The sequence below is a fragment of the Paenibacillus oceani genome, assembly GCF_014705615.1.
GTDB classification, from domain to species: domain Bacteria; phylum Bacillota; class Bacilli; order Paenibacillales; family NBRC-103111; genus Paenibacillus_AB; species Paenibacillus_AB oceani.
In genome coordinates this window covers 392592-409369 of sequence record NZ_JACXJA010000005.1, presented here as the reverse complement: position 1 = coordinate 409369, position 16778 = coordinate 392592, and the positions used below count along the sequence as shown (strand labels likewise).

The 16778-nt window shown below is 53.9% G+C and carries 16 protein-coding genes; 14 read left to right on the top strand and 2 right to left on the bottom strand.

Annotated elements, in window-relative coordinates:
* Positions 1-170 precede the first annotated feature (170 nt).
* The 6 genes from IDH45_RS05380 to spo0A all read left to right on the top strand — a co-directional run bounded on the left by IDH45_RS05380 (position 171) and on the right by spo0A (position 6244).
* Positions 171-995 (top strand): TlyA family RNA methyltransferase, encoded by an 825-nt coding sequence (locus tag IDH45_RS05380; protein WP_190925396.1) that lies wholly within the window; start codon positions 171-173, stop codon positions 993-995.
* Between the two features lie 144 nt (positions 996-1139).
* On the top strand, positions 1140-1601 hold the full coding sequence (locus tag IDH45_RS05375; protein WP_190925394.1) for a hypothetical protein: 462 nt from the start codon (positions 1140-1142) through the stop codon (positions 1599-1601).
* A gap of 15 nt (positions 1602-1616) precedes the next feature.
* A complete protein-coding gene (gene ahrC, locus IDH45_RS05370) occupies positions 1617-2066 on the top strand; it encodes a transcriptional regulator AhrC/ArgR (protein WP_190925392.1) in 450 nt (149 codons plus the stop codon).
* Positions 2067-2094: 28 nt separating this feature from the next.
* Positions 2095-3807 (top strand): DNA repair protein RecN, encoded by a 1713-nt coding sequence (gene recN, locus IDH45_RS05365; RefSeq protein ID WP_190925390.1) that lies wholly within the window; start codon positions 2095-2097, stop codon positions 3805-3807.
* A 144-nt stretch (positions 3808-3951) separates the two neighbouring features.
* Positions 3952-5253 carry a SpoIVB peptidase gene (spoIVB, locus tag IDH45_RS05360; RefSeq protein WP_190925449.1) on the top strand — a complete coding sequence of 434 codons (1302 nt, stop codon included), beginning with the start codon at positions 3952-3954 and terminating at the stop codon, positions 5251-5253.
* 196 nt (positions 5254-5449) lie between these two features.
* Positions 5450-6244: a sporulation transcription factor Spo0A gene (spo0A, locus tag IDH45_RS05355; RefSeq protein WP_190925388.1), complete on the top strand. Its 795-nt coding sequence runs from the start codon at positions 5450-5452 to the stop codon at positions 6242-6244.
* A gap of 806 nt (positions 6245-7050) precedes the next feature.
* Here the strand turns inward: spo0A and IDH45_RS05350 are convergent.
* Positions 7051-7956: a foldase protein PrsA gene (locus IDH45_RS05350; protein WP_190925386.1), complete on the bottom strand. Its 906-nt coding sequence runs from the start codon at positions 7954-7956 to the stop codon at positions 7051-7053.
* 276 nt (positions 7957-8232) lie between these two features.
* Between IDH45_RS05350 and IDH45_RS05345 the strand changes: the two genes are divergently transcribed.
* The 4 genes from IDH45_RS05345 to IDH45_RS05330 all read left to right on the top strand — a co-directional run bounded on the left by IDH45_RS05345 (position 8233) and on the right by IDH45_RS05330 (position 11159).
* Positions 8233-8427, top strand: coding sequence for an aspartyl-phosphate phosphatase Spo0E family protein (locus tag IDH45_RS05345; protein WP_190925384.1), 195 nt, complete (start codon positions 8233-8235; stop codon positions 8425-8427).
* Between the two features lie 130 nt (positions 8428-8557).
* Positions 8558-9628: a putative cytokinetic ring protein SteA gene (steA, locus tag IDH45_RS05340; RefSeq protein ID WP_190925383.1), complete on the top strand. Its 1071-nt coding sequence runs from the start codon at positions 8558-8560 to the stop codon at positions 9626-9628.
* A complete protein-coding gene (locus tag IDH45_RS05335) occupies positions 9625-10329 on the top strand; it encodes a glycosyltransferase family 2 protein (protein ID WP_190925381.1) in 705 nt (234 codons plus the stop codon). Before steA ends, IDH45_RS05335 begins: the two co-directional genes overlap by 4 nt.
* Positions 10326-11159: a hypothetical protein gene (locus tag IDH45_RS05330; protein WP_190925379.1), complete on the top strand. Its 834-nt coding sequence runs from the start codon at positions 10326-10328 to the stop codon at positions 11157-11159. The genes IDH45_RS05335 and IDH45_RS05330 overlap by 4 nt, the downstream gene beginning before the upstream one ends.
* Here the strand turns inward: IDH45_RS05330 and IDH45_RS05325 are convergent.
* Positions 11156-11425: a DUF2627 domain-containing protein gene (locus tag IDH45_RS05325; RefSeq protein WP_190925377.1), complete on the bottom strand. Its 270-nt coding sequence runs from the start codon at positions 11423-11425 to the stop codon at positions 11156-11158. The two genes, IDH45_RS05330 and IDH45_RS05325, sit on opposite strands and share 4 nt — an antisense overlap.
* Positions 11426-11733: 308 nt before the next feature.
* On the opposite strand from IDH45_RS05325, the gene lpdA reads away from it, so the two are divergent.
* The 4 genes from lpdA (at position 11734) to IDH45_RS05305 (ending at position 16740) form a co-directional block, all read left to right on the top strand.
* On the top strand, positions 11734-13155 hold the full coding sequence (lpdA, locus tag IDH45_RS05320) for a dihydrolipoyl dehydrogenase (RefSeq protein WP_190925375.1): 1422 nt from the start codon (positions 11734-11736) through the stop codon (positions 13153-13155).
* Positions 13156-13340: 185 nt separating this feature from the next.
* Positions 13341-14351: a thiamine pyrophosphate-dependent dehydrogenase E1 component subunit alpha gene (locus IDH45_RS05315; RefSeq protein ID WP_190925373.1), complete on the top strand. Its 1011-nt coding sequence runs from the start codon at positions 13341-13343 to the stop codon at positions 14349-14351.
* Between the two features lie 3 nt (positions 14352-14354).
* A complete protein-coding gene (locus IDH45_RS05310) occupies positions 14355-15338 on the top strand; it encodes an alpha-ketoacid dehydrogenase subunit beta (RefSeq protein ID WP_190925371.1) in 984 nt (327 codons plus the stop codon).
* 43 nt (positions 15339-15381) lie between these two features.
* A complete protein-coding gene (locus IDH45_RS05305; RefSeq protein ID WP_190925369.1) occupies positions 15382-16740 on the top strand; it encodes a dihydrolipoamide acetyltransferase family protein in 1359 nt (452 codons plus the stop codon).
* Positions 16741-16778: the final 38 nt, after the last annotated feature.

Genomic DNA, 16778 nt, shown 5'->3' with positions numbered 1-16778 from the left:
GAGAAGATGGGATGAAGTTAGGAAATGAGGAGCGGAGCGTAGTGGAGCTACGTGAGCACCGGAAGTTCCGGCTGAATTCCATATTCGATGCCGAGTAGGCCTCCTGATCTGCTTCGTGATCAAAAGTGGACTTTTTGAACAACCTCTTAAACAACGGTAGGAGCGTTTGCATGTCTTCTAATAAAGAAAGGCTCGACGTGCTTCTGGTCGAACAAGGATTTTACGACAGCAGGGAAAAAGCGAAATCGGCGATTATGGCCGGTCTCGTATTGGTCGATAACGACAAGATTGACAAAGCTGGGACGAAAATACCCCGGGAGGCGTCCATCACAGTCAAAGGCGCGGTGCACCCGTATGTGAGCCGCGGCGGCCTGAAGCTGGAGAAAGCGATCCGTTCGTTCGGACTCGATCTGAACGGAGCGATTATGATCGATATCGGGGCTTCGACCGGCGGATTTACCGACTGCGCCCTCCAGCACGGAGCTTCCTATGTGCATGCGGTTGACGTAGGTTATAACCAGCTGGACTGGAGTTTGCGCAACGATCCCCGCGTTCATGTAATGGAGCGGACGAATTTCCGGCATATGCAGCCCGGCGACTTGCCGGGAGAGCCGCCTGTATTTGCGTCGATTGATGTATCGTTCATTTCTCTGAAGCTCATCTTGCCTCCTCTGCGGCAACTGCTGGCCCCGGAAGGGCTGGTAGCCGCGCTGATTAAGCCCCAGTTCGAGGCGGGACGGGACAAAGTAGGGAAGTCGGGCGTCGTGCGCGATCCACATGTTCACCGGGAAGTGCTGGAAGGCGTGCTGCAGTTTGCGCAGGAGATCGGGTTTGGTGTCAAAGGATTGACTTATTCCCCGATAACCGGCGGAGAAGGTAACATCGAATTTCTCGTCTTGTTGACGATGAACGCCGGTACGCCCGGCGTCATGTCCAAGGCGGCGCTGGAGTCGTCCATTCAGGAGACGGTGGAGACGGCGAACCGGTCGTTTTAAGCACATGCGAAAAACTCATCCGCGAGATGAGTTTTTTGTATATGAGAGAGGATTTTCCCGGTACGTGCTAGAATGTGTTCTCCATGGCCGGAAATCCGGACGAATGCGGAAGCTGAAGCTGCTCCAGGATGGAGGGGACGCTAGATGCGTACCGGTGACTCTTTTGTAATTCTGTTACTCATCGCCGTTCTTGTCATCTGGTTTTACGCGCGGGGACGCAAATGGTACGATAAGCCGAGAGCGGCGCTTGCGATTCCCCGGCAGGACGAGCTGTATTTGCCTTCCGAAGAAGCAGTGATGCTGCTGAATGCAAGGGGATATGAGATAGTGGCGGGCAAGCATAAACTTCCCGTTACGATGACGATGGACGATCAGCTGCTGGAGAGCCGTATATTTGTCGATGCGTACGTAATGGACGACGAAGACCGGTTTTATGTCGTGAAGCTGGCCCGGGAGCGGATGCCTCTGGAGATGACGGGCAGCGCGATCCGGGAGAGGCTGCTGGTGTATAGTTTGCTGTACCCGGAAGCGGCCGGGGTGCTTTATGTCGATCCGGCGATCGGCTCGATCCGGAAAATTACGTTCGAAGTCGAACGGACTAAATAGGAGGATTACATTTGCATGAAAGCCCAACGGCATTTCAAAATTAGGGAAATTATTACCGGCAAAGAAATTGAAACCCAGGACGACCTGGTGAAGGAAATGGGACTCGCCGGCTACCAAGTGACGCAAGCCACAGTTTCCCGGGATATTAAAGAAATGCAGCTGATCAAAGTACCGCTGGAGGACGGCCGCTACAAATATTCAATGCCTGCTGAGCAAAAAATCAATCCGCTGCCCAGGCTGAAGCGCGCCTTGCACGATCATTTCGTACATATCGACTACGCGGAAAATTTGGTCGTTATGAAATGTATGCCGGGTACGGCGAATACGCTCGGGGCGTTAATTGACAGTTTGGAATGGAGTGAAATCATGGGGACGATATGCGGTGACGATACGATATTGATCATATGCCGCACCAAAAGTCAGAGCGGGAAAGTGGTAAACCAGTTTAAAGGAATGCTCGGATAACCGATTTTTTCCGGCGGGAGGAAAGCGTATGCTTACAGTATTGACCATTCGCAACTTGGCTGTTATCGAACAAGTCACCGTTTCGTTCCGGAACGGTTTTTCGGTGTTGACCGGAGAGACGGGCGCGGGGAAATCGATCATCATCGATGCGCTCGGACTTATTGCGGGAGGGCGCGGCTCCGCGGAACTCGTCCGTTACGGATGCGAGAAGGCGGAAATTGAAGCGGGGTTCGAGTTGGCGCACGGACACCCGGTCTGGGACGTGCTGGCGCGGATCGGCATCGACGCCAACAGGGACGAACCGCTGATTATCCGCAGGGAAATATCGGCGCAAGGGAAAAGTTCGAGCCGGATCAACGGCCAGCTCGTCAATTTAACGATGCTGCGCGAAGCGGGCGAATGTCTCGTCAATATTCACGGCCAGCACGAGCATCAGTCGCTGATGAAGGCGGAGGCGCATATTCACTGGCTCGATATGTTCGATGCCGAAACGATCGTACCGGCTCGCACCCATTATGAGGAAGTGTATGACCGGTATACGGAACTCCGCAAAGAGCTGCGGCAGCTGGAGGAATCGACGAAACAGGCGCTGCAGATGGCAGATCTGTACCGGTTCCAAATCGAGGAAATCTCGGCGGCATCGTTAAAAATCGGCGAGGATGCATCGTTATCGGAAGAAAAGCGCAAACTAGCGAATGCGGAGAAGCTGTTTCAGAACGTGGCGGACTCATACGACGCTTTATACGGCTCCAAAGGGTTATCGGCGATTTCGAAAGCGATTCAACGCATATCCGATGTGTCGGCGGTGGACACGGCCAAGCTGAATCCGCTGCTGGAGCAGATGCAGTCGGCTTTTTATCAACTCGAAGATGCGGCCTTTCAGTTAAGGGATTACCGTGACGGGATTGAATTCAACCCGGCCCGGCTGGAGCATGTCGAGCAGCGGCTCGATATGATCGGAATGCTCCGCCGCAAGTACGGGGACAATGTAGCCGAGATTATCGAGCACGGCAAACGGATCTCGCAGCAGTTGGAGCTAATCGAAAACAAGGACGAAGCGGTGAAACGGATAACGAGACAAACCGAGCAAGTCCAAGATCAGCTGCTCACGGCAGGCGACAAATTGTCCAAGCTTCGGCAGCATGCGGCCAAACGGTTAAGCCACAGCATCGAAGCCGAGTTGAAGGCGCTTCATATGGAACGGACCCGGTTCGAAGTACAGTTTCTGCGGAGCGGACAGGATCTGGAATCGCCGAGCTTCACGCGAAACGGCCTGGATCAGGTCGAATTTCTAATTTCGGCCAATCCCGGAGAACCGCTGCGCCCTCTCGCGAAGATCGCATCCGGTGGGGAGATGTCGCGGATTATGCTGGCGATGAAATCGATTTTTGCGCGGGTAGACCGTATTCCTGTGCTTGTTTTCGATGAGGTCGATACCGGAGTCAGCGGACGGGCCGCTCAGGCGATCGCCGAGAAAATGTCCGAGCTGTCGCAATATTGCCAGGTGTTCTCGATTACACATTTGCCGCAAGTGGCCTGCATGGCGGATTCGCACTATTTAATACTTAAGACAATTCAGGCGGACCGGACCTTCACCTCAGTGGACGATGTGCGCGATTCGGAACGGGTGAGGGAGCTGGCCCGTATGCTCGGCGGTGTGGAGGTAACGGAAAAAACGCTTGATCACGCCCGTGAAATGATTTCCCTGGCGAATGAAAAGAAAATGAACGCCATTCCGTGAAAATAGCCACAAAACGTGGCATCATTTGCAGTTATAAAACGATCGGGGCACGGTTACCTTATAGGTACGCAATCGGCGAATCGCCTAGTCAGGCAGCATGGAAAAGGGAGCGTGATCGATTTGGGTACCGGCAGAAAAAGACTGATGGGACTTATTCTCGTCTTCTTCGTTTGTTTGGGTTGCATTTCCACTCCTTTTCAAAGCTTCGCTTCGTTCCCCGACGAATTAAGGATGTTTACCGGTCAGGACAGACAGCTACACCTGTCGATGCCGGTCCACGCGCAGGTTACGGTTAATCCGGAAATTGTGAAAGTTAACGGAGTGGCCGAGCATTCGTTTCAAGTGGATTTAAACCGCCCAATCTCGCTTGAATCGGCGGGCAGCGGGCAAACCGATCTGCAGCTTCGCTTATTCGGGAAAATTCCGCTAAAAACCGTGAAAGTGAATGTGATGCCGGATCTGAAAGTCATTCCCGGCGGTCAAACGATCGGTGTGAAGATGAAGTCGGACGGCATCATGGTCGTCGGTCATCACCTCATCCAGGTGGCGGAGAATAAAAAAGTGTCCCCTGGCGAGGAAGCGAAAATTATGGTGGGCGATCTGATTCGGGAAATCGACGGGACGTACATCAACGATGTCTCCAAAGTGGCCGATATCGTCAAAAAGGCGGGTGAGCAAAAAAAGCCGCTCGCGCTGAAAATCCGCCGCAACAATCAAGAAATTACCACGAGCATTACACCGGCTTATGATATGTTTGATAAAACGTACCGCCTCGGGTTGTATATCCGGGATTCGGCGGCCGGCGTCGGCACATTGACCTTTTACGCACCGGATCAAGGCGTGTATGGCGCGCTGGGCCACGTCATTACCGATATGGACACGCAAACTCCGATTCCCGTCGGGGACGGTCATATCGTCCATTCCAACGTAACGTCCATCTCCAAAAGCCATAACGGCGAACCCGGCGAGAAACGGGCCAATTTCTTCAACGAAAGCAAAGAGCTGGGCAATATTGAAAAAAATACGGCATTCGGCATTTTCGGTAAAATGTACAACGCTCCGGATCATGCTTTAGCGAAAGAAGCGATTCCAGTCGCCTTCGCGGAGGAAGTCAAGGAAGGGCCGGCTCATATCTACACCGTCATCTCCGGTCAGAAAGTGGAGAAGTTCGATATCGAGATCGTTCATGTGTCCAAGCAGGAGTTCCCGGCGACGAAAGGCATGGTTATTAAAATAACCGACCCGCGTCTGCTGGAGAAAACCGGCGGGATTGTCCAGGGCATGAGCGGAAGTCCGATTATTCAGAACGGAAAAATGATCGGAGCCGTCACACACGTATTCGTGAACGACCCGACGTCGGGATACGGCTGCTTTATCGAGTGGATGCTGCAGGATGCAGGGGTTGTGATCGGTTCGAACGAACAAAAAAATCTTAAGGCCGGGTAAAATCCGCCTTAAGATTTTTCGCTTTTTGTCGAACGATCGCGTATCGGGAAGAAAAATATTATTATAGATGATTTGTTGAAAAAAAGAAAGAAAAAAATTTTTCGACAGAAGGAAAAACGATCGCCGTGTCGAAAATCTTTAGTAGTGGAGCAATCTACCAACACTTTCTGCGTTACAATCGAAGGAGGATATGAAGTTGCAAAAGATCGAATTGCTATTGGCCGACGACAACCGAGAATTCACAAATTTATTATCGGAATTCATTTCCGAGCAAGACGATATGGTGGTGGCGGGCGTCGCTTATAACGGCAACGAGGTGCTGTCTTACATCGAACAAAACAAGAAAGTGCCCGACGTCCTCATTCTGGATATTATTATGCCGCATCTGGACGGTCTCGGCGTGTTGGAGAAGCTTCGCGAGATGAACCTCAACCCGCAGCCGAAAATTATAATGCTTACTGCGTTCGGGCAAGAGAATATTACTCAAAAAGCGGTTCAATTGGGAGCTTCCTATTATATATTGAAGCCTTTCGATATGGAAATTTTGACGAACCGGATTCGTCAGCTCGTGTCCAATTCGAGCCCGATGACGTCTTCCGTCGCATCCAAGCCGAATGTCGTGCCGATTACAAAAGGCAAAAACCTGGACGCCAATATTACGAGCATCATCCACGAAATCGGCGTGCCGGCTCACATCAAAGGGTACCAATACTTGCGCGAAGCGATCACGATGGTGTATAACAACATCGAAATTCTCGGCGCCATTACAAAAACGCTCTATCCGGCCATTGCCGAAAAATACAAAACGACCCCGAGCCGTGTTGAACGGGCGATCCGCCATGCGATCGAAGTCGCTTGGACGCGCGGCAACATCGACAGCATCAGCCACTTGTTCGGTTACACCATCAACATCAGCAAGTCGAAGCCGACGAATTCCGAGTTTATCGCGATGGTGGCGGACAAGCTGCGGATCGAGCATAAAGTTTCTTAAATAGTTCTGCTGCTGTACTTCATGCGCTGCCGGGAAATTAAGCCAGCATGCCAGTAAAAATAAGTCAGGGTTTTACCTGTGAACCAGCGCGAAATTATCGGCTTCCGACGGCCATCGTTCCGATAAGTTTCAGCGCGGCTCTCCACGAAATCAACTCAATACGCGAATTCACCCCCGGTTCTCTTCGATAGAATTGGCAGCTGGTGCATACTTTAAGTGTATACGAAATGGGGGAAAATTACAAACGTTTGTTCGCATACAAAACAATAAACATTCATTTTTGGATTAAACGCTCTTTGTCCTATGGGAAAGGGCGTTTTATTTTTTTATTTTAACTTCAACGGAGGTTTGACGTTGCTAAAGGCTAGAGCCTGGATAGCGAGAAGTCAAAAGCCCAAAAGCGAAAGGCCAAAAGCGAAACCCCCAACCTAGTAGACAGGGGAAAAATGGAATAAGAGCGGTTTGTACCTTCTATTTTGTCCAAAACCCGCTTGAATGGAAAATTAAGAGCGGTTAGAAGCTGCTATTATCTGCCAAGAGGCTGCGAACCCACTTAGTTGGCTGAAATAAGGGGTGCAAACCGCCTCTATTTCTCCCTAACGTCGCCAGATTCCGAAAATAGAGGGTGCAAGAGACTCTTATATTTTGTGTATTCTGTATTATCTCGGCCCGCAACGCACGCCACACGTTATAAGTCAAGCTGACTCGAATTGGTAATTTAATCGAATTGGTAATAGAAAAACAAAGAAAACCGGCTGCGAGAGGCCGGTTTCTTTTTCTTAATATATCCCTTCATGCTGCTGCGATCAGCTAGCTTGAAGTTTATTCTCGATTTTGGCTTTGCCTTTGATCTCTTCCATCCAAGGGCCGGACAGCTCCTGGATTTTTTGGCTGGTCAGCTCTTCCTTAATATCGTCTTTTTTCTGATCGTAAGTCGGAGTCGTTGCCGCCTTTTTGTCTGTTACTTTGATGATGTGGAAGCCGTGGGACGTCTGAACCACATTGCTGAGCTCGCCTACAGGAAGCGAAAACGCGGCATCCTCAAATTCTTTCACCATCATGCCTTTGCCGAAATAGTCGAGATCGCCGCCTTGCTCTTTCGAGCCCGGATCGGTGGACTTTTCTTTGGCCAGCGTGGCGAAGTCCGCTCCGCCTTTCAACTGAGCGAGGATCGCCTCCGACTCTTCCTTGGTAGCGACCAGGATGTGGGAAGCTTTGACTTGCTCCGGCGTCGCCATCATCTCTTTGTTTTCTTCGTAATATTTCTTCATGTCGTCATCGGTAATTGTAATTTGAGGTCCCAGAATCTTTCTGAGTCTCACTTGCATCGGCATAAATTTGTTTTTGACTTCATCAAGCGTCATACCGCTTTGCATAAGCAGCATATTGAATTCTTCATCGGAACTGAATCCTTTTTTGAAGGAAGCGAGTTCCTGTTCCAGGTCGGCGTCGGTTACTTTAAAACCGGCTTTTTCCGCTTCTTGCTTGATGAGTTCCTCGGTGATCATCGAATCGAGGATTTGCGACCCCCCGTTCAGGATCAATTGGTCAAAAAGCTCGCTTTTTCCAATTTTGACGCCGTTGACGGATGCAACCGCCTCATCGCCGCCGCCTCCGTTTTTCGTAAACGCATAAATCGATACGCCCGCAAGCAAAACGAGCAGTACGAGTGAAGTAATCATCCACGTCTTGTTCTGTTTCTGCTGCCTCATCGGCAAATATGCCCCTTTCGATTTGTATATTTATCGTGCTGTAGCTGACTTTTCAAACTATACCAGAATGCGATCCATAATACCTTAATTTCAGATTAAAATGAATTCGGTCGATAGAAGCGGAATGTTGAACAATTGTGTCCGAAGTTCACAAAAAATAGTTTGACCGTGACAAGAAGTGACAAACAATGACCCCTGGGTCGTATTATAATAGCAATTATGAAAAGCAAATGAAAAACAACTGAAAAGCTCAGAAAGAAAGAGGAATGAAGCAAAATGAATGCGGTTCTATTGGATGAAGCGGAAACGATTGAGCAGCTTCGAGGCGATTTGGTAGCTCTGGCGATGGAGAAAGGAACGTTCGCCGACGACACAGTGCTGGAGATGAGCCAGCAGCTGGACGAGTTTCTGGTTCAGTTTACGAAAATGCATCTAAGTACCCAGAAGCAGCAGCTACTTACATACAGGTGATAAACAGGAGCTCTCCGCAATACCCTCCGTTCGGCGGAGGGTATTTGTCGTTTTTCCGCATGGGATGCCGACGAAATGACTAAACTAGTATAAAGTCAGACTATGTCGTACAAGTTCGGGGGAACACGTTATGATCGCGAAATCCGTGCAGCTCAAAGCTAATCTCGAAGGGGCTGTAAGGGCTGATCCGAATACGAAACGGCTCTTGCGGTCGATCCGCCCCGGAGAAATCGCCCTGATTCGTCATCCGGACCTGGATGAGGCGGCGGCCGAAGGATTGCTCGAAGCGGGGGTGAGAGCCGTCATTAACGCATCCCGAACGATGAGCGGTACGTTTCCGCATGAAGGTCCAACCTGTTTGCTGCAAGCAGGCGTACCTTTGTTTGAAATCGATGAGGAGCGGTTCGGCGACATTACGAACGGTGAAATCGTGTCGCTTCGCCCGGAAGTATTGACTACTCGGCTTCTGTCGATTCCGGTCCGTGCGTTTACTTACGAGTCCATGCGAAGCTCGCTTGAAGCCGCCGAGCGGAATTATGCAGCCACCCTGCGCGACTTTGCCGCTAATACGCTTCATTACGCCGCCTGCGAGCTGCAGCAGTTGGCCAAGCCGATTCCGATTCCTCCGCTCCGTGTCCCGTTATGGAGAAGAGACGCGCTGATTGTCGCACGGGGGAAAGGGTACAAGGAAGACCTCGTCGCCTTGTCGGAATATATCACAGAAGCCAGGCCGGTGCTAATCGGGGTGGACGGCGGGGCGGACGCTTTGATCGCCCAAGGAATCCGGCCGGATCTGATCATCGGCGATATGGACAGCGTATCGGATGCGGCGCTGCACTGCGGAGCACAGCTGCTGGTACATGCCTATGAGGATGGACGGGCTCCCGGTATGGAGCGGCTCGGGCAGCTCGGATTGTGCGCGGAACGGGTAGCCGCGCCTGGAACGAGCGAAGACGCCGCGATGCGGATCGCCTACGAGCAAGGAGCGGATCATATCGTCGTGGTCGGTTCCCACAGTCATCCCGTGGATTTTATGGAGAAAGGACGGGGCGGAATGGCCAGTACGCTGCTTGTCCGGATGCTGATCGGCCATAAACTCGTGGATGCCAAAGGAGCGAACCGGTGGATGATGCCGAAAAAACATCAGCTTCATATCATGCCCGGTCTCGTTCAAGCTGTGGAAGGAGGGGGGCGGTTATGAGAACTCGTCCTTCCGTATCGATTGTGGTGCCCGCATGGAACGAAGAGAGGTCGGTCGGGCAGACGCTGCAAGCGCTCCATCGGATGACGAGGCATGACGGCAGCCGGTTATGGGACGAGCTGATCGTCGTCGACGACGGAAGCTCCGACCGTACTGCGGAAGAAGCGGCGCCTTGGGCGACGACCGTGATCGAGCATGCCGTCAGACTGGGGAAAGGCGCTGCGATGCGCACAGGCTGGACGAACGCGGCCGGAGACATCATCCTGTTCGCCGATGCCGATCTGGAAAGCTCGGCCGAGCATTTGGCCGGTCTGCTTTCGCCGATTCTGAACGATGAGGCGGACATGTCGATCGCCGCGTTCTCCGGGACGCTTCGTGGCGGAGGATTCGGGATCGTCAGGCGGATCGCCGGAAGAGGGATTTTCCAACTGACGGGACAACAGTTCGCCGCTCCCTTATCCGGTCAGCGGGCGGTGCGCAGCGAGGTGCTGAAACGCCTCGTGCGTTCGCCTCAAGGGTTCGGCATAGAGGTGGGCCTGACGATCGATGCCGCACGCCTAGGCTATCGCATATGCGAAGTGCCGCTGCCGCTTTCCCACCGGGAAACGGGCAGGACGATCCGCGGATTTTGGCACCGCGGCGGTCAACTGGCGGCTATCGCCAAAACGATGTGGCTGCGGCGGGGACGTTTCGTGCCATGACCGGGACGATCGGATGGATTGGTGCGCTTGCGATACTCGGGCTGTTTATGCTTCCGCCGGCGGTCCGGTTTTTGCGCAGTCACGGTATGACCGTACCGAATTACGAAGGAGAAATAATTCCGGTCGGAACCGGCGCGGTTTTGATCGTTTTATATATGGCGTCGTACGGAATGCTGCAACTAAAGGCGGCTTGGGGCTTATCCGGAAGTACCGTTTCGACCACTTCAGCTTATTTTCCCGCTTTTCTGCTCGTATTCGCAGCGGGATGGACGGACGATATGGTCGGCAAGCGGAGCGTCAAAGGAATGGGAGGTCATTTCCGAAGCTGGCGGGAAACGCGGACGTTTACTACAGGGGCGGTAAAAGCGGCCGCGATCGGACTTGCCGCATTATGGATGGTGGCGGACGGCAGCCGGACCTGGTGGGAAGCTTGCATCGGCTGGGCGGCTATCGCGATGACGGCGAATGCGCTGAATTTGTTAGATGTGCGGCCGGGCAGGGCGTGGAAAGGGTTTTATGCCGGGGCAATGGCCGTGGCGGCCGCAGAACCGGGATGGAGCGGAAACGTCTGGCTGCTGCCGGCGATCGCCGGCGGACTGGCGCTGATGCCGGGGGATCTGAGGGGCAAGCATATGCTGGGCGACTGCGGTGCGAACCTGCTTGGCTTCGCGCTCGGCTGCGCGATTGCGGATTCGTTCCCGTTATGGCTGCAGACGGTATATCTGCTCTTTCTTGCGGCCATTCACCGGACAGCGGAGAAAGATTCGATTACCGCCTGGATCGACAAACATAAATGGGTCCGCTGGCTGGACCGATTCGGACGGGCTTAAGGCCGTCTTTTTTTTGCCCGGAAACGGGGGGCGACGTAGTTGCGCTTGCGGTCGCGGAAAAAAATCCAGCCGCCGATAAACGCGACTCCGGCGACAAATAACACGATGCCGACCACCATTTTGCCCCATAAAATATGCGGGTCGCTCTCTTCGGGTCCGAACTGCGCGAACCAGGCGTCCTTCATCGCAAGAAAACCGTATGTAGCGGCAAAACCGGGAATAATCAGCAGCATAATGGCGATAAAACGCTGCACTTTCTCTCTCATCGAAGCGACCTCACTTTGCATTCGGTAATAGTGCGAGTTCAAAAAGTCCGGTTTTCAGCACCGAGAAGATGGGATGAAGCTAGGAAATGAGGAGCGGAGCGTAGTGGCAGCTACGTGAGCACCGGAAGTTCCGGCTGAATTCCATATTCGATGTCGAGTAGACTTCCTGATCAGCTTCGTGATCAAAAGCGGACTTTTTGAACAACCTCTAATAGTCTGTCCTTCTATCTTATCCCGAATTGTATTTGATGTCCATTTCGCTTTTGGTACAATAGAGGCATCGATTCCGCAGACGGGAGGAACATACATTGTCCAATACATTTGATATCGTAATTCTAGGGGGCGGCATTGGCGGTTATACCGCTGCGATCCGCGCAGCGCAGCTCGGGAAGTCGGTCGCTGTCGTCGAGCGGGACAAGCTTGGAGGGACATGCCTGCATCGAGGCTGCATTCCAAGCAAGGCGCTTCTGCGCAGCGCCGAAGTATATGGCACGATGAAACGGGCCGGCGAGTTCGGAGTGTTCGCAGATTCCGTTTCCTTTGATTTGGCGAAAGCGCAGTCGCGCAAAGCAGCTATTGTGGAGCAGCTTTATAAAGGGCTGCAATTTCTAATGACCAAACATAAGATTCACGTTGTAAAAGGCAACGGCCGCATTATCGGGCCTTCTATTTTTTCGCCGCGAAGCGGCTCCGTGGCCGTCGAGCTGGAAGACGGCGAGATGGAGACGCTCGTGCCGGGCCAACTGATCATCGCCACCGGATCGAGGCCGCGTATGCTGCCCGGACTGACGCCGGACGGAACCCGAATTATGACAAGCGACGATGCGCTGAATATGGAACGTCTGCCTGCTTCCATCGTCATCGTCGGCGGCGGTGTGATCGGGGTCGAATGGGCGGCGATGCTTCACGAATTCGGCGTCAGCGTGACGATTGTCGAAGGAGAGCGCCGGATTTTGCCGACCGAGGACGAAGACGTATCGCGGGAGCTCGAGCGGCTGTTCAAAAAACGCGGCATTCGCATAATGACGGGCGCCAAGCTGCAAGTCGAATCGGTCGAGGCGCTTGCTGACGGAGTCAAAATGAGCGTGGAGACAGCCAAAGGCACCGAAGCTTTGGCAGCGGAAACGATGCTGGTGTGTGTAGGCAGGATCGCCAATGCGGACGGTATCGGGCTTGAGAATACCGATGTTCGCGTCGATCAGGGCGTGATCCGGGTGAACGGTTCGATGCAGACGACAGAACCGCACATTTACGCGGTCGGCGACGTGAACGGCGGAGTTCAGCTTGCCCATGCAGCCGGACACGAAGGAGTGGTCGCCTCCGAGCATGCGGCGGGCAAAACCACGCATGCTTATGCGGCCCATCTCGTGCCGCGCTGCGTATATTCGAGTCCGGAGATCGCTTCTGTCGGCTGGACGGAAAAGCAGGCGGCCGACCAGGGCTTTGCCGTAAAAACGGCAAAATTCTCGTTCAAAGCGCTCGGCAAGGCGCTCGTATACGGACAAAGCGACGGTTTCGTCAAAGTAGTCGCCGATTCGGCGACGAACGACATACTCGGCGTCCATATCATCGGGCCGCAGGCGACCGAGCTGATCTCCGAAGCCGCCTTGGCGCAGATGCTCGACGCGACGCCTTGGGAGGTCGGCGGCACGATCCATCCGCATCCGACTTTGTCCGAAGCGCTGGGCGAAGCGATGATGTCGATCGATGGGTTATCGATCGGAGGATGACAGGCTATCCAAATTAGGATGCCCATCAAATTGTAATTGGGACGAAAAGGGACTATAATAGGGTTATAGAGGTAACTCTTAAGACCAGGTATTAATTCTAACTTCGTCAATTGTCATCCCATATTCCGGCGGTCGGCGGCGCTTCTCCAGCGTTGGCCGTCTGCTGACCAGGAGGTCGAAGTCCCATGTCCATTGGTCAATTGACTACTCATAAGCAGCTTGGCATCTCCGATCAGCAAGCTCTCGAGATGTACAAATTTATGCTACTTGCCAGAAAGTACGACGAACGAGCTCTGCTTCTCCAGAGAGCGGGCAAAATCAATTTCCACGTATCCGGTATCGGACAAGAGGCGGCCCAGGTTGGCGCCGCTTTCGCACTTGACCGGGACCGCGATTATTTTTTGCCGTATTATCGGGACTACGGCTTCGTCCTGTCCGTCGGTATGACCGTGCGCGATCTGATGCTCTCGCTGTTTGCCAAGGCGGAAGATCCGAACAGCGGCGGACGCCAGATGCCCGGACACTTCTCGCACAGGAAGCTGCGCATCGTAACCGGGTCTTCGCCAGTGACGACGCAAGTTCCTCATGCCGTGGGCATTGCGCTCGCAGCCCGAATGAAAGAGGAATCGCTTGTCTCTTTCGTTACGTTCGGCGACGGCTCCAGCAACCAGGGCGATTTTCATGAAGGGTGCAATTTCGCCGGCGTGCACAAGCTGCCGGTCATTTTCATGTGTGAAAATAATCAATATGCGATATCCGTTCCGCTGCATAAGCAGATCGCGGCTCCGGTAGCGGACCGTGCGGCAGGTTACGGATTCCCGGGCGTTCAGGTGGACGGCAACGACGTGCTCGCCGTATACAAGGCTGTCAAAGAAGCCCGCGAGCGGGCGATCCGCGGCGAAGGACCGACGCTGATCGAGGCGATTACGTACCGGATCTCGCCGCATTCCACATCGGACAACGATCTGGCTTACCGCACGAAGGAAGAAGTCGATCTGCATAGGGGCAAGGATGCTATTCCGCGGTTTAAGGCGTACCTGATCGAGTGCGGGATATGGAGCGAAGATGAGGATGCCCAGCTAATCGATCAGCTGGTGAAAGATATCAAAGAAGCGACCGAGTTCGGGGATAAGGCGCCGTTCCCGGCAACGGATGATCTGTACCGGTATGTGTATGCCGAAGAGGGAGGCGAGTAACCGATGGCGGTCGTGAACTACTTAACCGCAATTCGCGATGCGATGAGCGAGGAGATGGCGCGGGACAGCGACGTGTTCGTGCTGGGGGAAGATGTCGGGTACAAGGGCGGCGTATTTACCGCGACGAAAGGGCTGATCGAGAAGTTCGGAGAAGCCCGGGTGCTCGATACGCCGCTTGCGGAATCGGCGATCGCGGGCGTGGCGATCGGAGCGGCCATGTACGGCATGAAGCCGATCGCGGAGATGCAATACGCCGACTTTATGCTGCCGGCGACGAACCAGATCATCAGCGAGGCGGCCAAAATCCGCTACCGCTCGAATAACGACTGGTCGTGTCCGATCGTCATCCGCGCTCCGATCGGGGGAGGCATATTTGGCGGGTTGTACCATTCGCAATGCACCGAATCGATCTTTTTCGGGACGCCCGGAATTAAAATCGTGTTTCCGTCCACCCCGTACGATGCCAAAGGACTGCTTAAAGCGGCGGTCCGCGATGCGGACCCGGTCTTATACTTCGAACATAAGAAATGTTACCAGCTTGCGGAAGGGGAAGTTCCGGAAGAAGAATATATCGTGCCGATCGGCAAAGCGGACGTCAAACGGGACGGGACGGATATTACCGTCATTACGTACGGATTGACGGTCCATTTTGCGCTGGAGGCGGCGGCGGAGCTGGCGAAGGAAGGAATCAGCGCGCTTGTGCTCGATCTGCGCACGATCCAGCCGCTGGACAACGAAGCGATCCTGGCCGCCGCCTCCAAAACCGGCAAAGTGCTGATTATCCACGAGGACAACAAGACGGGCGGCGTAGGAGCGGAAGTGTCCGCGATCATAGCCGAGGAGCTGCTGTTCGAGCTGGACGCGCCGATTATGCGGCTGTGCAGCCCGGATGTGCCGGCGATGCCGATCAGCCCCGTCCTGGAGAAGCATTACATGCTGAATAAGGACAAAGTAAAAGAAGCGATGAAAAACTTGGCGTTGTACTAAGGAGTTTATAAGCAAATGAAAGTCGCGGGAGGTTGAAGAGCATATGAAAGGAACGAAGGCGCAAGGGACGGAGATCGTCATCCCGCAGCTCGCCGAATCGCTTGTATCGGCTACGATCAGCAAATGGCTGAAAAAGCCGGGAGATTACGTGGAGCAATATGAGCCGATCTGCGAGCTGATCACCGAGAAAGTGAATGCGGAGCTGCCCTCGACGGTCGAAGGGACGCTGCTGGAAATTATCGCCCAGGAGGGCGAGACGATTCCGGTGGGCGGGGTGGTCGCGCTGATCGCGGAAACGTCGGCAGACGGCGCAGGCACTACGAACGCAGAGGAGAGCGGAAGCCAATCGGCTGACAGCGGCGAGTCGGCAACCGCTCAACCGGCAGAGGGACAAGCGGCGGCAGACGGTTCGATGCGCAGCCGGTATTCGCCCGCCGTACAGACGCTTGCGAGCGAGCATGGCATCGATCTTAGGGCGATCACGGGAACCGGCATGGGCGGGCGGATTACCCGCAAGGACGTGCTCGCCTACTTGGAGAACGGCCGGCCGGCCCCGGCGGTTTCGGATGCCAAGGCGGTTATCGCCGCCGTACCTGCGGTGCCTCAGGAAGCGCCCAAATTGCCGGTGCGTTCGACGGGACTTCATTTGTCCGAAGAACCGCCGATTCCGAAGATTGAGGTCGAGAGCTCGAGAGACGGCGGAAGAAACGAATACATCATCGATGTGACGCCGATCCGCAACACGATTGCGACCCGGATGCGTCAAAGCGTAGCGGAAATTCCGCATGCCTGGACGATGATCGAGGTGGACGTCACCAATCTGGTCGTGCTGCGCAACAAAATCAAAGACGAGTTCATGAGAAAAGAAGGGATCAACTTGACGTATCTGGCATTCGTGCTGAAAGCCGTCGTTAACGCGATCAAAGATTATCCGATCATGAACTCGGTATGGGCTGTCGACAAAATTATCGTCAAGCGGGACATTAATATATCGCTGTCCGTCGGTACGGAAGATTCGGTAATAACCCCCGTCATCAAAAAGGCCGATCAGAAAAATATCGCCGGTCTCGCCCGCGAAATCGACGAGTTGTCGCGCAAGGCGCGCTCCGGCAAGCTGAAGCTGGACGACATTCAGGGCGGCACGATAACGGTGAACAACACGGGTTCGTTCGGCTCCATCCTGTCGTATCCGATCATCAACTACCCGCAGGCGGTTAATTTGACGTTCGAATCGATCGTCAAACGTCCGGTCGTGATCAACGATATGATCGCGGTGCGCTCGATGGCGAACATCTGCCTGTCGCTCGATCACCGGATTTTGGACGGGGTGATCTGCGGCCGTTTCCTGCAGCGGGTGAAAGAAAATCTGGAGAGTTATTCGCTGGACACGAAGCTGTACTAGGCCCCGACGCGCATACGCCTCGCGCCCGCCAAAGCGCG

What these genes read in the sequence shown, in the direction of transcription:
- IDH45_RS05380 (WP_190925396.1), top strand. Translation starts at nt 171, where the DNA reads ATGTCTTCTAATAAAGAAAGGCTCGACGTGCTTCTGGTCGAACAAGGA.
- IDH45_RS05375 (WP_190925394.1), top strand. Translation starts at nt 1,140, where the DNA reads ATGCGTACCGGTGACTCTTTTGTAATTCTGTTACTCATCGCCGTTCTT.
- ahrC (WP_190925392.1), top strand. Translation starts at nt 1,617, where the DNA reads ATGAAAGCCCAACGGCATTTCAAAATTAGGGAAATTATTACCGGCAAA.
- recN (WP_190925390.1), top strand. Translation starts at nt 2,095, where the DNA reads ATGCTTACAGTATTGACCATTCGCAACTTGGCTGTTATCGAACAAGTC.
- spoIVB (WP_190925449.1), top strand. Translation starts at nt 3,952, where the DNA reads ATGGGACTTATTCTCGTCTTCTTCGTTTGTTTGGGTTGCATTTCCACT.
- IDH45_RS05350 (WP_190925386.1), bottom strand. Translation starts at nt 7,956, where the DNA reads ATGAGGCAGCAGAAACAGAACAAGACGTGGATGATTACTTCACTCGTA.
- IDH45_RS05345 (WP_190925384.1), top strand. Translation starts at nt 8,233, where the DNA reads ATGAATGCGGTTCTATTGGATGAAGCGGAAACGATTGAGCAGCTTCGA.
- steA (WP_190925383.1), top strand. Translation starts at nt 8,558, where the DNA reads ATGATCGCGAAATCCGTGCAGCTCAAAGCTAATCTCGAAGGGGCTGTA.
- IDH45_RS05335 (WP_190925381.1), top strand. Translation starts at nt 9,625, where the DNA reads ATGAGAACTCGTCCTTCCGTATCGATTGTGGTGCCCGCATGGAACGAA.
- IDH45_RS05330 (WP_190925379.1), top strand. Translation starts at nt 10,326, where the DNA reads ATGACCGGGACGATCGGATGGATTGGTGCGCTTGCGATACTCGGGCTG.
- IDH45_RS05325 (WP_190925377.1), bottom strand. Translation starts at nt 11,425, where the DNA reads ATGAGAGAGAAAGTGCAGCGTTTTATCGCCATTATGCTGCTGATTATT.
- IDH45_RS05315 (WP_190925373.1), top strand. Translation starts at nt 13,341, where the DNA reads ATGTCCATTGGTCAATTGACTACTCATAAGCAGCTTGGCATCTCCGAT.
- IDH45_RS05310 (WP_190925371.1), top strand. Translation starts at nt 14,355, where the DNA reads ATGGCGGTCGTGAACTACTTAACCGCAATTCGCGATGCGATGAGCGAG.
- IDH45_RS05305 (WP_190925369.1), top strand. Translation starts at nt 15,382, where the DNA reads ATGAAAGGAACGAAGGCGCAAGGGACGGAGATCGTCATCCCGCAGCTC.